Annotated in this window: 9 protein-coding genes; 1 reads left to right on the forward strand and 8 read right to left on the reverse strand. The window is 53.9% G+C overall.

Annotated elements, in window-relative coordinates; genetic code table 11:
* Window positions 1-51: 51 nt before the first annotated feature.
* The 8 genes from ACFFLD_RS13675 to ACFFLD_RS13710 all read right to left on the reverse strand — a co-directional run bounded on the left by ACFFLD_RS13675 (window position 52) and on the right by ACFFLD_RS13710 (window position 10849).
* Window positions 52-3156, reverse strand: a complete 3105-nt coding sequence (locus tag ACFFLD_RS13675) for a conjugal transfer protein TraG N-terminal domain-containing protein (RefSeq protein WP_386036753.1) — start codon at window positions 3154-3156, stop codon at window positions 52-54.
* Window positions 3156-4715 carry a conjugal transfer protein TraH gene (locus ACFFLD_RS13680; protein ID WP_240720381.1) on the reverse strand — a complete coding sequence of 520 codons (1560 nt, stop codon included), beginning with the start codon at window positions 4713-4715 and terminating at the stop codon, window positions 3156-3158. The genes ACFFLD_RS13675 and ACFFLD_RS13680 overlap by 1 nt, the downstream gene beginning before the upstream one ends.
* Window positions 4715-5734: a conjugal transfer protein TraF gene (gene traF, locus ACFFLD_RS13685; protein WP_240720379.1), complete on the reverse strand. Its 1020-nt coding sequence runs from the start codon at window positions 5732-5734 to the stop codon at window positions 4715-4717. Before traF ends, ACFFLD_RS13680 begins: the two co-directional genes overlap by 1 nt.
* Entirely contained in the window at window positions 5731-6186 is a 456-nt protein-coding gene (locus ACFFLD_RS13690) for a metal-dependent hydrolase (protein WP_127061361.1), read from the reverse strand. Before ACFFLD_RS13690 ends, traF begins: the two co-directional genes overlap by 4 nt.
* Before the next feature lie 71 nt (window positions 6187-6257).
* On the reverse strand, window positions 6258-6911 hold the full coding sequence (locus tag ACFFLD_RS13695) for an ERF family protein (RefSeq protein WP_185858947.1): 654 nt from the start codon (window positions 6909-6911) through the stop codon (window positions 6258-6260).
* A 541-nt stretch (window positions 6912-7452) separates the two neighbouring features.
* Window positions 7453-8544 carry a DUF7146 domain-containing protein gene (locus tag ACFFLD_RS13700; RefSeq protein ID WP_185858948.1) on the reverse strand — a complete coding sequence of 364 codons (1092 nt, stop codon included), beginning with the start codon at window positions 8542-8544 and terminating at the stop codon, window positions 7453-7455.
* 209 nt (window positions 8545-8753) lie between these two features.
* Window positions 8754-10154 (reverse strand): DNA cytosine methyltransferase, encoded by a 1401-nt coding sequence (locus ACFFLD_RS13705; protein ID WP_240720377.1) that lies wholly within the window; start codon window positions 10152-10154, stop codon window positions 8754-8756.
* 323 nt (window positions 10155-10477) lie between these two features.
* Entirely contained in the window at window positions 10478-10849 is a 372-nt protein-coding gene (locus ACFFLD_RS13710; RefSeq protein ID WP_240720375.1) for a hypothetical protein, read from the reverse strand.
* A gap of 555 nt (window positions 10850-11404) precedes the next feature.
* Between ACFFLD_RS13710 and ACFFLD_RS13715 the strand changes: the two genes are divergently transcribed.
* Window positions 11405-14017: an AAA family ATPase gene (locus ACFFLD_RS13715; protein WP_240720373.1), complete on the forward strand. Its 2613-nt coding sequence runs from the start codon at window positions 11405-11407 to the stop codon at window positions 14015-14017.
* Window positions 14018-14396: the final 379 nt, after the last annotated feature.

Raw genomic sequence — 14396 nt, forward strand, 5'->3', positions numbered from 1 at the left:
ACAGATCATTAAAAATGCATGAAGAAAGGCCCCTCGCAAGGGGCCTTTTTCTTATGGGCGGGTGCCCATTAATTCTCGCGGATCAATATCTGACCCTTGGTTAGGGGAAGGCTCTTCCGTTGATTCAGAACCTCGACGCACCTGGCCGCGATTGATCGTAGCGGCCGTAGCATTCTGGGTTGAGCCATTATTGGCCTGAGAATCGATTTGCTCTTGAGTAGACGGCATAGGAGAGCTGGCCGACTCAAATTCGCCATCCCCTCCATACGTGTAATATGCATGCCCTCCTTCACGCTCAACAGCATAAACTGCCTGATTGTTCTCGTAGTAGGTTGGAACGAAGGTGTCATCTCCGATCTGTATATTGGATCGTTCGCCTCCGGTAATGAGAGCATCCGCATTTTGTTGGTCAGCGGCATCGATCGCCCTACGATCAGCGACAGAAAAGCTACCTCCTGTATCGATCACATGATAAGCATCTGGCCTTTCAACGTCCGCTTGCGCATTACCTTGGATCGTCCCTAGCCGTTCGCTGGAATCAACCGATAGTGAACTTACACCACCTCTCTCTATCGGTGTGGTGACTTCAGTTGCCGTTGCTGCTCGTGCGCCCACATCGCTTGTATTTGCGCCGACACTGCCACTTACAGTATTCTCACGCCCGGCAACTTCAGCACGATCGGCATTCTGTCGCTGTTCAACCTCACCTCGTAGATCATTGGCATCGCTACGCATAGCCGAAATAGTCTGTGGGCTGGCGGGAGTAGGGATCGAGCCACTGCGACTTGCAACATATTCCTCGCGTGCTTGCTGTTGAACCTGGACAGCTTCCTGATAATCGTTTGAGGCCGCATAGAGCATAGAGGCGCGATCTTCACCGACCCGCCCCTCAAGTACCTGTCGAGATTCGCTCTGGGATACTTTTTCTGAATATCGGCTGCCGTCTTGACCTACAACTTGAACTGCACCATTTTCAGAGAAAGATAGCTTCCCAGTATCTGATTGGCTCAGGCTCATAGATTCTTCGGTCGTGTCTTGGCTAGTGTCTGAACCACGGACCCCGACTTCGCCCTGTACAGATGTCCTTGCATAAGCGCTAGCACCCGCATTAAGTGAAAGACCAACCTCTGTTTTACCCCCAGCTTCGATTGAGGCCTTTCCGGCCGCATGCGAAGTAACATCATTAATTTCCCTTTCCGATAATCCGGCCTGCTCCATAACTTGCCTAGTAGCAGACAGCTCCGACATATATTGTTGCCCTTGCTGATCCTGAGACATCCTTGACCAGTCAACCGAGCCGTCAGTTACAAACCCTTGGTCTTGGGCGTATTGGGTAGCCGATCTGAAGGTATCAGTCATCATATTCTGGGATTGTTGGCTAAATGACTGTTTCGCTTCTTCTGTTCTCTGGGTCGCTTCACTAAATGCCTGCGACTTAGATAGGCTCTCCCTCATGTCTGCCGCTCTTAGGCCTACGTTCGTATCCTGCCCGCTCATATTCGTAACTTGAGATGCCCCAACGCCGACATGGTGTGCCGATACCTCTTCCCCAGAGCTGTAGCGGTGAGAGGTTTGGTGAGCATTCATGTTCGCGTTGTTCATGCTTACCTGGCCAGCCGAGGCTGCACCTGTAGACATGTTGTTCGCTGCTGTCGCCGCTTGTTGACTACCAGATGCCCTGTCCAGGGCAGAAGTGAAGGCGTAACCGCTACCAGATACTAACCCCCACATGATGGCGGGTACTAAGGTGGACATAAAACCTGAGGCCATTACCATCTTGTCCGACATATCGCTAACTGCGCTCATATTGGCCATGGTGAGACCATCAGCGAGGTATCCCGCTGTCTGACCCTGGAAATAGAGCATCATGATGTAGTTCACGATTGCGAGCCCTGGCCACCATAAAATGAGCCAGGTCATCACCTGGGCATACGAGGTGCCCATCTTCTTGCCTAAGCCGGGGACCAGCACCGCAGCAAACACAATCGGCGCCAGCCCAATCACGAATGCCTGAAGGATAGCGAAGAAATAGCCCGCCATATCCCGGAAGAGAATAGCTGTGCTATACCATCCAGATTGCTGGGCACGTCGAGCCTGCTCCATATTCAAGGCTGAGATCAGCTCGTTGGAGCCTGTGGCCATTGCTGCGTATTCATAGGTGCCAGAGTACATTTCTGCGATTGCGGCTTGTGTGGCAAGCCCTGTGGCGTCCTGAACGGCACTCCCACCTGAAGCCCAGCGAAACGAATCATCCAAAGCGGCTTGTGCGAGCGCTGTTGATCCTGCTGCCTGCTGAAGCCAGAAAGGGGATGCTTCCCTCATGCCGTTCAATAACGCGGGAGCTGCAGTCTGCAAACGGTTGTCAATGCTCGCGTAGGCCTCGTCACAAGCCTGCATGCCACCATTTGGATCGGTCGAGTCATAAACGACGGTATAAACTGCCCGGTTCAGGTTATTGCCTAAAACCCCCCATGCATTTTGTGAGGTAATTAGCGTCACCGGGGAGATTTTGCCGCTAAAAATATTCGGCAACGCACAGTCATTCATGAAACTTTGAATGCTTGATCGCAGGTACGGATCAGTCAGGCGAATCTTCTTCATGTCATTCAGCATGCTTGCCGCCATGCCAACGGGAGCCCCCTCTGAAATACGTAGATTCTCGAAGTTTGGCGTCGTGAAGTTAGTTTCAATGCCGTTTGTAGCCCACATCCCTATCTCTGAGATGACAACAGCAGGAAGACCGATGGCTGCCGGAGCGCCTTCAATTCGTTGAATGAATTGGGGCGACCCAACGCCATCCCACACCATGTCTTCAATAAGAATATCGACCTTCAAAGAGAACAGCATGTAGACAGTAAGAATCATGCCGGCAAAATACATGGCCACCTTTTGCAGACTTCCACCCAGGATTCCCGTAAAGCACATCGCAAGGAAGCCGGCCATCGCCAAGAACAGCGCCAAGTTCCTGAACCCAGGGTTTGAGTCAGGGTCAGTCAGGCGTTTAATCGCCTCCAGTATTTGCGCCAGCGCATAACCGTTGCCATAACCATAAAATGTCCAAGTGTCACCACTTGCAGGCGTCATGGTCTCTGCGATTGCTAGCCCCGGAACAGCGACCAATCCAATAGCTACAAGGGCAGGAACAAGCCATTTCATCAGTCCACCTCCCGAGCCATATCACGAGCGAAATCCATGCCGGATAGACCCATGGCATGAAGATTTCGCAACGTGGCGCGGTTGATCTTGTCAACCTGGCTCATTATGTTTTCCTGAGTCTCAGCCATAAGGTTAATTTGCTGAGCCTTCTGGGAGGTCATGACAACTAGCTCATTCTGGGCCTCGCGGAATTCGCGCAAGATCTCACCCGGCACGGATGATGTCATCGATGTCTTAGCCGTTGCCTGGACGGCATAGCGAATGTACTCAATGGAGATCATGTAAGACAGAATGGTCGAGTTACCAACTACTAGGTCGTAGGCAAGGTCCGGGTAGGTCGCTGCAACATTAACTGCTTGATAGAGCGGGAAGGGCGCTGCAGCAATAATGGCCTTTTGAGAAGCGGTCAGCGGGGTGCCACTGGCAACGTTCTTAACCGCACCTTCCAATTCCATAATCACCGTGGTCAAAAAGCCGTGGCCTAGTGATATATCCTCAACCTTTGCTTTGTTCGGGTTCCAACAGTCTCTCAGATCACTGTTGCTACAAGTATAAATCTCGGTGGCCTGGCCTGAGGCGCCTGACCATACCTTGTCCTCGCAAAAGCTGTTCACGAAGTCAGCGTATTCAATGACGGTCGGCGAGGCTTTATCACTTCCGCACAGGAATATGTCCAGCATCGCATCGGCAGTTTCGATGGTTGGCGCAAAGGTGTTCGAGTCGCCACTACCCCCTTTGTTGCGAACCTCAGTACCAATCCAACTCATCAATAGCTCGGCAAATATCTTGTTCTCTGCCCCCATGTTGTTGCTGCCATCTCGCCCAGGGGCAATACCTGCTTCTTGAAGGCCTAGCCATGTGCGGTTGCCATCAAGCTCTAAGGCCAGTGCGCGATCCCCGGGATTGTTGCTGAGGTGGTCTCGCACTTCGCGGCCCGAATCCGATTTGCTATCACAAGTGTCCTGCTGGGCTGCCAGCCAGTCACTTTCCACGCCCTCAAACATCCCTACCGAACTACACCAGAGATTCCCTAATTCGCCGGAGTAGTCAGGGAACCCCTCAACCAGTGCGGTAGCAGCCTCACAGCTGTCCTGGGATAGTTTCGCCGCCGCCTGTGCCATGCGTTGTGCGAACTCAAGCACATCCCCACAAATAGGGCAGAGCTGTTTGAGCGCGAGCTGGAAGGAGAGGGCTACAACCCCTTGGGCGATTTGCTCCAACATCTGCTGGATCTGCTCACTGTCGATATAGGAGAAGCCACCAAAATGCGCGTCGATGCCATTGCAGCCTACGTCTAGCCGCGGCGGGTCCATGTTGACTAGCGAGTAGCGGTTCTGAGAAAACCGCATGGTCAACCCCCCGGCCGTGTATCCATGCCGTGTCCTGGTCTCAAACGACGCTGCGCTGTTTGAGCTACTGAAGCCGCCTCCGGCACTGGATAGCCGGTCAAACGCATTTTCGAGTGCGTTGGCTTCAGCCTGGCTTGTGGTGGCCGTTATCGACATTCCGCTGATCACTGCTGTTGCCACCATGGTTACCAATTTGTTTCTGGAGAACATTACTCAACTCCTTGGGAAATGCCGGCGCCGAGGCCACCGGATGACCGTTCCAGCATGTCGGGGACGCTGAAATCAACGGGAGGACTCGTGCCATCACCAACCGCCTCGAGGCCCTTTTCTGCTGCTCGTTGGATAGCACCAAAGAAGACCTCAATCCTCGAGGTAATCCGCTGCGCTGCTTCAACACCACTGGAGACGCGGAACCAAAGATCATCCTGTGGCAGGTAAAGCCAGAGGTCCGGTACCGCTTCGACGGCAAGGTGGCCAGCAGCCTCTACTGAGCGTCCTGTGGTATCGCAGCTGTTCGAGAACTCTGGCATGCACCCCCCATCAAGTGGAGCGTTGTAAATGGTGAGCCCAGTACGTCGTTCGAGCTGCTTCATAACTGGTTGCATGTCATGGCAGAATTGGCAGCTAGACCGGGTAAACCAGACGAGAAACCCATTCTGGTCATCTATCTCTTCCATGACCGCGTTGCGCTTGCCATCGCGTGCTCGTGACGCTGCACGAAGCCCAAAGGAGGAGACGGGGCTATGTACGAGGGGGTTGAGGTCCTGGTTTTGGATCTGATTCCACTCCCACATCCTCGACATTGTGATGGCTTGGTCGACGGCCCATCGCATATACCGCTGAAAGGCCTCGACTGTCTCTGGATTGTTGGGGTTCATCACAGACTGGTTAAGCAGCATGTCGCGCTGCTTGGCTTGAAACTCGAAGCTCCCCTCTGGGTCGACAAAACCACAAGAGGGCTCCCACTGTTCTGGGTCCGTACAATCCAGCTCCTCTTCAGGCGCCTTGGCCATCGGTATCTCGACTGAGGGCTCTTCGGGCTCTTCTTCCTCATCATCATCTAAGTGCCCCCAGAACCAACCGCATTCGCGAGCATTATTGCTATCAAGACAGGCTTGCCCTCGGTCCCCACCAGGCTGGGCTATAGCGGTCGAACTCAGCGTTAGCAAAAGCGCCAGCATTAGCTGCAGAAATGGCGCCGGCAAAGGGCCAGCGGTCATGTGTTTCATAGCACAAGGCTCCGTATCAATATCGCGGCAATGGCCCAGGCCAACAGCACGGGCCAAAATTCTGAAGTGCCGCCATCCCACAGCTTCAGGGAATGGCGTTTGGCGGGGTGCCACACAGGCACTCCCAAAGGGGTGCCAGCATCTCCAATGACGTGAGAGAGCCCACCAACCGAGAAACCAAAGAGAAGGGCGGCAAGCAATGGCGCATCAGGTAGCCAAACGGCTGATGCCACTGCCAGCCCTAGCCAAGGGAGCAACCAGTGGGTCACAGTCCTATGGGGTATGAGCGTGGCTGGACCAATGCGGATCTCCAGCCAGTCAGGTGCCGTTGATCCAGGCAGCGCCATCGCCGCCACTGCCAGCGCAGACATCCCACCATAAAAGGGGGTCATAATCGCACCAGCCGATGCGCCAAGCGCCAGGCCGAATAATCGATGAGCGTTCCCGGTCAAGCTGCCTCCAAATACCTGTGTCATGCACGCGAAAAAGCCCCAACTCCACAAAGGGATGGGGCTATGGAAGGTTAAGCATGTTGGGATTGCTGTCGCTGGATAATTCGGCGTCGCTGTGCGATCGCTCCCTTGAGCCGAGCTGACAGGTGTGCATCCAGTTGAGCGCTATTGACCCAGCGTTCGGCCGAAACCAATCGCTCAACATCTGAGTTTTCAATCTCCGCTAGAATCGCTTCGGGCGATGCCAAACGGTGACCGTTCGATACCCGCTGCTCTGATGGCTCAGGCTCTCCTTGGGAGAGAAGCACTGAGGATTCCACAGCGGCGTTATTGGCAGCATTTCCATCATCGTCCGGGCCTTGAGCAAGGCCTAGAAGAGCCATCAACCCATAGCGACGTGCATACGTCTGGGCTGACGCCACACCATGGCTATCAAGGGTCTCAACGGGCATCTCACAGTAAGAGCCAATGTACTCCCCAGAAGGGCCATGAATGAGCATGGTCTCCATCACCACAGCCCCCACTGTTCCGGGCACAGGTGCCTGAACCAGTGCAATTTCAAACTTATTCAAGACGGCACGAATGCTGCCGATTATAATTGCGAGGCTTGCATAGCGGTTGTCGTACATCGGATTCGTAGAATCCGGTGCGATCAGACCACCAAGCTCAGCCTGCACTGAAGCCAGGGCTTTGCCGATTCTGGCGATCGAGTCACTGCGATTCATAACGTGCTCTCCTCTCATCCCCCAGGTATCGGGGTCTCATGAGAGGTAGGGGCGCTACTGACAGACAAACGGGAGGTGGTATTGAGATTACCGAGAGGAGTGGCAACCCCGCGGAAGTGACACGATCCAGCGGATAGATCAAACAAACGTTTAATTTAAAAGAAAGTAGGGAGAAGTGATGCACCACGCAAGGGAACTAGAATCATTCCCTAGGCCCCATATAACCTTGGTCTCAGAACGAATAACAGATAATAAAAGCAAGGCTGGTTATGGAATGACAGATAGGGCGGTAACTTTGGACCCTGTGCTCAGAGCCTTGAGCACAGAATCACCGCCCGGAGGCATGCTATCCACGCTAAAAAGCGCCAATGCCACAGGAATGCGCTTCAAGCGAGGTAGAGTTAAATGACCTAAGTGATCAGTAGCTGCTTGACCCAAACAGATTCAGCGAATATATAAAAATGCATCCTTCCTCCCGAATCCCATCATGCTGAAAATGAAAAAACCCTCCTGATAATGGATGTCAGAAGGGTTTGAAGGGTTAAGCAGCTTTGCTCTTGCGGGGAAATCCCGTGAGCCCACTACTGGTGTACACATCAGCCCAATCAACGCTCACATCAGTTGAGCTGGGTGCATCAGGGATCTTTATCGAAGCTCGAATCCCTTTCTCTAAAAGCCGAGCCTGGAGCACTTCCGCTGCGTCCTGACCAGCCTTACGTCCTTTCCTGTCGGGTAGGTCACGATCAGCCCAAATAACGACTTCCGTGACACCCTCAGGCGGCTCGAACGACCTCATTAGGGAAGCTGACAGTACCGGCCAGACAGGCATTCCCGTAGCAGCCCGAATAGCTAGCGAGGTCTCAATGCCCTCAGCCACACCGATAACGCCGGCTGTAGCTGTGCCTAGTCGAATAGCACCACCGTGGACATCACCATTCTTCACCACAGGGAACAGCTTTTTAGCCTTGCTCACAGGCGCCTTCTCAACCACACCATTTTCTGTGCGGTTGAGATACGTCCTATGCATCGTGACAGGCTTTCCAGCCGCATCCCTGACAATGGTTATCAGTGCAGGGTAGTAGCTAACCACTTTGCCTTTCTCGATGTAGGCCATCCTAGGGTGGAGGCGTGCCTCCGTCTCGAGAACGCTAAGCATCGGCTTTACAGGCAACCCGCGGAACTGCAAGTAGCTCGCCAGCATGAAGCGACCTTCGCCCCTTCCCAGGGGTAGAGCTTCTTCCCAGCGCTTGCGCAGCGTTGGCCGTATGTCCTGCTTTTCCTCAACCGTCCGTGGGGGCGGCCGAGATACTGTAGGCGCTAGCGGCTCAACGGATTGTTCACCGAGAGCCCCCATGACCTGTTCCAGTATTTCGGGAAGAGACCAGCCTTTCAGCTCTTTGAGCAGGCTAAAACCATCCCAGTTACCGCAAGTGCAAATGGCCGTACCGCGTTGCTTGAAACCGCGATCGAGACGGAAATCTTCCTTACCACCATGTATCGGGCAATCGATGTGATGTCCCGGGTGGGCAAGTGCATGCTCCAGCTCGGGGCACAGTGCCTGAAAGACAGTATCCCATTGACCTTCCGCAATACGCTTCACATCAGCAATTTCGTACTTGTTACTATTCCTCATGATCTGCTCCTCTCTCATTTCCGGTCACCCGGATCTCACAAGTAGATAGGGCGACCAGTGACGGCTATGGAGAGGTAGGGGAGACACTGCCACCAAATATAAATGTTCCGCATGCGAAACAATGGCAGTTAGTAGTCTTAAACAGAGAAAAGCCCCACTCCAATTGATCGGAGTGGGGCTTGAAGGATGCCTAGTAGTTCAGTGTGTGGCTAAGCCGCGGAATGCGTCTTGTGCCACTTCTGTTGCCAGGCATATTTGTCCTGCTCACCAATACTATGCAAGCAGTTGCCAATGAGGCGGCCCACTGCGCGAAATGCACAATGAACCACTCCTTGGCCCAGTAGTTCGTGGCTGACAGTCTCAGACAGCCCTTGAACAAGCATCTCAGGGACAGTTTTGACTCGGGCATGCTCTGCCTTGGTCAATAGTCGCGACTGGCCAGAATCGTCTGGGTGTCGGAGAAACGGCTCAGTTGAGCGCGCCTTCGAGTAACCACGCCCTATGGTGCCGAGGCTTCCCTCTGAACCATCGAGCAGCTGACGACGAAAGCCCTTACCCGCGGCCAGATCCCTGGCTTCCTTGTCGGCAAGGTAGCTGTAAGGCTTGAAGCGATCCTGGACTGCCTGAAACGGCTCCAATACCTCAGCGATTAATGTTTCACGCTGACGTACAGGCTCCAGTGCTTCGAGATCGACCTCAATGCCTTTACTCACTGCGAGCATGCAAAGCCGATTGCGCCGCTCCAGTGACCCCATCGCGTACCCATCCAGAATGGTCTCATGCACGTCATAGCCAATGCTCGACAACACGCTGCGAATGACCGTCATGCTGGCGGTCGTCTGGTACTGCGGGACATTCTCCAGTAGCACCATAGCAGGGCGCAAAGTCTGGATTGCATTCATGAAAGCGATGAAGAGACTACCTGCTGTCTCATGCGCTTCTGCCCGATCCAGCTTGTTCTTCGCACGTCCTGACAGGCTAGCCCCGGTACAAGGCAAACCCGCGCAAAGGAGGTGAATGAACGGCAGCTTGTGCCACTCCACTTCCTCCATCGGGCCTTGGATCGCAATGCTATCCTCGTCCCACACAGGATTGTTCGCCAATGATGCCTCCAGATAAGCACCTTCCAGCTCATTAGCGAAGGCTAGGCGCGAGGGCATTCCGACATCAGCAAGGCCAGTATGTATCGCGTGATCAAGCACTCCAGCACCGTGTGCAATCGAACCAATTTCAAGCGGCTCACCCTTGGTCAGGGACTGCAGTAGCCGACCCATACGATCAGATTCAGCAAGATCATGGTGATGAATCGTGATGTCGACACGATTCCCCCTGACGACGACACGCACCCTCTCTACCTTGCCCAACGCTTGCGCCAGCTCAGCTGCCGTAATGTCTATGACTGGCAACTCGACCTCACCACGCTTTCTGCGCGACACCTTGTAAGCACCATCTTCTGTAAATTGCAGGGTCAGGCTCTTACGGCCGGCAACGAGGTTGAAGCGCTGCCCTGGTGTGATCCCAGTACGCGCCAGCCGATTACCTTCTAGCCACAGACGCTGCTTACCACGGTGCTCACCAATCTTGGTATAAATCACAGTGCTCTTGCCCATGATCAATCTCCTCTCTCATTCCTGCGGAATACAGGTCTCGAAAGGAGGTAGGGGACCAGGTGACCCAAAACTGGGCCGGTGGGAATACTGCACACAAAGAAAACTGGCGCCTGGTATCAGGCCCAGGGCAAGAGGGGGGGATGTTGCACAGATAGTCCTGATGCCTTGCCATTGTCATCAACGCACTAAGGGGGGACACTGCATAGATAACCTTAGAAATCCGCTTATCGGATGTCAGAGAAAGAGGGGGAATGTTGCACAGCAGCGATCGGTTCAGCCTGAATGTGACAGACCCTTCACAAGTGAAGGGTCTGTTGAATGTACTACGCAGCGGTCTTGATCTGTTCAACAATCTCTATTCCCTGCTCAAGAGCATCTTGAGCAAGTTCACGAGCATGAACGTCAAGGTGAGCATTATTTTCGGTCTTGTTGACCTCAATACCCCCCAGTACAGCTGCCACATCGTCCAAAAGAACAGATTGGCTACCTACCTTCAGTTCGACCTTGGCCTTGAGCACACCGAAGAACCACTTATTCTCTGCCCAGGTTTCCTTATCGGAACCTGAATAGGTATCAAAGCAGTTCGGTGTCACATCTGGATCATGGCCGAGCAACACTGTGATCATGAAGTCGCCATGTGAACCTGTCACGGTGTCACTACAGATTGCAAAGCCGTCAAATTTAGTCAGTTCCATGATCGTTTCTCTCTCATTCCTGCTGGATTGCAGGTCTCAGGGGGAGATAGGGAAGCCACTGACACAATATATAAGACTCCGTGGTACCAAAAAGGGGGAAGGGCTCCTACTTCCTTGCATCGGTATGGCCATGCACCTCGATAAGAGTGCGTAGTGAGAGATCGGATATACGTGAGCGATTGATAACTGTAGGCCAGAGGTAGGAGGGTGGGAAACGCGTGAAAATCAATAAACCGTGACAGCCTTTTTTGATTAAGATACTGTCAGCTTAAGAATTATGAGGAATCTCGATTTTCCGATAACGACCCATAGCGGAAGTCGCACCGCCAAAGTTAATGCGTGCCGCGACTGCCCAAATTGTTGGTTGTTACCGTGCAGTACCGGTGGGCGTTTGCAGTCGAGGCATCCTGGTTATTAGTTCGGCCTGAAAATATCTCTCAGGTTTTGAGGGCAAATTCCACTAGCGTTCCCTTACCCTTGAGTGTGACCAAGTTTCATATGAGAAGGGGGCGCGTTGCCTTTCTGGCACATTGCCGAACATGGAGCATGTCATTTATGAGTAAGAAAGACTCTGCGGCTGTGCCCATTAAGCTGGAAGATTGGCTGAATACTCGCACCAGTTGGTTGCGCATGGCAGCGGGTGGGGTCATCAAGAACAGACGCATGCCTACAGAAGATGAGCTCAAAGCCCTCACCACCCACTGTATGGCAGAAGCGGCCAAGACCTTGGATGCAACGCATCCTGCTTTGGCCCCCGGCGTTATTCTCGGAACCACTGGCGCTGGTGCGTTGCGGATCGATTCCTTGACGACCATCCGCGGGGTGAACGCCATCGGCGCGGAGGCTTCTTTGGATCTTTCCAAAGGGCACATGGCCGTCGTTTACGGTGCTAATGGATCAGGCAAGTCAGGCTATGCGCGGCTTATGAAGCATATTTGTGGCGCGCGTGCGAAAGGAACAATACACAGCAACGTTTTCGATGATGTAACCGAGATCGCCTCTGCTAAGGTGAGGGTCACCACACTCAGTTCGAACGAAGACAGCCCGATATCGAGTGAACTCCAGTGGGAGGCTGTCGCCGGGCCACATCCCAAACTCAACGCGGTGCCGGTCTTCGACTCTGCCACCGCACTGGAACTCGGGGACACTGAAAGCACCGCCACCCACCTCCCCCGCGCTATGCGCTTTGTCGGCGTACTAATTAGGATTTCTGATAGCGTCAATGATCGCCTGAAGGCTCGTGCTGACAAGCTCATCAGCCAGCTTCCGGTAGTTCCACCAGACTATGCGCAGACATCGGCGGCCACTTATCTTCAAAGACTAAAGCCGAACCTCAGCGATGACGAGATCGGGAAGGCTTGTGTCTTTTCCGACGCATTTCTTCAGGAACGCCTCGCGCTAGAGACAGCACTCGCCCAGCCAAACCCTGCGGTAGCCCATGCCAAGACCGTGGGTGATTTAGATCGATTGGATAAGCTGAGCGAGAGTGTTTCGGGCCTGATGGAAAGTTTGGGCAACGAGCGAGCAGAAGCCCTCATCTCGGCGCGCAAGATCTCAATTAGAAAGCGCCAAGCGGCCACCGCATACGCGACGTCCTTCATAAACGGTTTGCCTTTGATGGGTGTCGGAGACTCGGTCTGGCAGACCTTGTGGGAAGCAGCAAAGGCGTATTCAACCACCTCGGCTTACCCGGATCATGCCCATCCGCATGTAGGAGAGGGGGCGCGCTGCGTGCTATGCCAGCAACCGCTCGAACCAGAAGGTAAAGAACGGCTGACAAGCTTCGAGCAGTATCTCACCGATACTCTGCAGACGGAGGCGAAAGCCGCTGAAGGTGTCCTGGTCACATTGATGAAGTCCCTCCCCAACAAAATCGTCGAGCCAGCATGGCAATCGCAGTGTAGTGCCGTTGGTCTCGACACCGAGCAAGCCAGCGCGCTTGCCAATGAGATAGACGCCAGGCTCAAGGCAATGAGTAGCGCCACGGATCTGTCTGACGTCCCGCCTGTAACTTGGTCGGTTTGGACGGACGCGCTTGGCCATGCTGTGGCAACAACAACGTCCCAACGCGATGCGCTAGCAACCCTGTTGGATCCTGTAGGGCGATCCCAGAAGGAGACCCGTTTGCGCGAGCTTCGAGCCCAGGAATGGCTTGCCGGTCAGATCGAAGCGGTCAAAGCAGAAGTTGTGCGCCTCAAGCGCGTGGCGACGATCGAAGCCGCTACCCAGCTGACCCAGACCAGAGCGCTCACGATAAAAAGCAATGCGATCGGCGAAACGGAGTTGGCGAAGGGTTTTTGCGACCGATTCAACGCAGAGCTTCAAGCACTTGGGGGCAGTGCGCTTCCAGTGCGAATGAACCACCGGGCAGCAGGTAAAGGAGTCTACAGTTTCTACATCGAGCTGAAAGACGCAATTACACCCGTGAAAAACCGCGAGATCCTGAGTGAAGGCGAGCAACGGATCGTGGCGCTGGCCGCGTTTCTAGCCGATGCTACCGGTGCGGATCGAGGGCTGCCAGTCATCTTTGACGACCCGATTTCGTCGCTGGACCAACGCTATGAGGAGGCCGTCGCGAAACGTCTAGTAGACCTAGCCAAAGACCGTCAGGTGATCGTGTTCACCCATCGCCTGTCGTTGATGGTGCTCCTTGGAAACGCTGCTGCGCAAAGGCCAGCAGTCGGGCTCTCGCCCGTGGATGTCCACGTTGAGTCTATCGGGCGTGACGGCGCTAGCACTGGCATGCCTGCAACCATCGACGTGTTCTCACTCAAGCCAAAGGCTGGATTTGGCCAAATGATCAGCAGTATCGGGGCTATCAAAAAGTATGATGCCCCACTAAGAGCGCTCGCCTTGAAGGATGCATGCAGCAACTTCCGTATCCTAGTTGAGCGATCAGTCGAGGATCACCTCTGCTCCGGCATCATCAATCGCTACCGTCGTGAGATCCACACCTTTGGTAAGCTGAAAAGCTTGAACGCCATCACCTCTGAAGATTGCGCCATGATCAACGGGATGATGACCAAATACTCCGCGTTCGAGCACTCTCAACCAACGGAGACCCCGACTTGGCTACCCGATCCGAATGAACTGTTGGTGGATGTCCAAGTTATGTTGGACTGGATCAAAGCTTTCGATAAACGTGCCAAGGAGGCTGCCGCCAGCTGAACTGTAACCTGGACACTGCCACGCAGGCAGCTTGGGATACAGACTAATCGCCCCTAAAAGTGCTGCCTCTTGGCCTGCTGGGATCGGGCCGCTTCTGGCCGACTGTCGCTGATAGCGACCCTGAGCAGACATTCCGGGAAATGCAGCAGGCGCACGAATTTAGATTATACTGCTTAATGGAAATTAATAACCCAAAGGATCATAGACTTGGGAATGTTTGGCAGGCTGTATTTGCCGGAAAAAGTGCCAGCACGTTCATTCAATCATAGAACGCGCCGTCTAATACGCTGTTATAAGTCATCTTCAACACAAAGGATTTTATGAGTAGCGACACTGGCCATCGGCGATATTTGAAGCAGCTCCTACACCATGGATCTGT

The organism is Vreelandella sulfidaeris (assembly GCF_042429665.1).
Classification (GTDB): domain Bacteria; phylum Pseudomonadota; class Gammaproteobacteria; order Pseudomonadales; family Halomonadaceae; genus Vreelandella.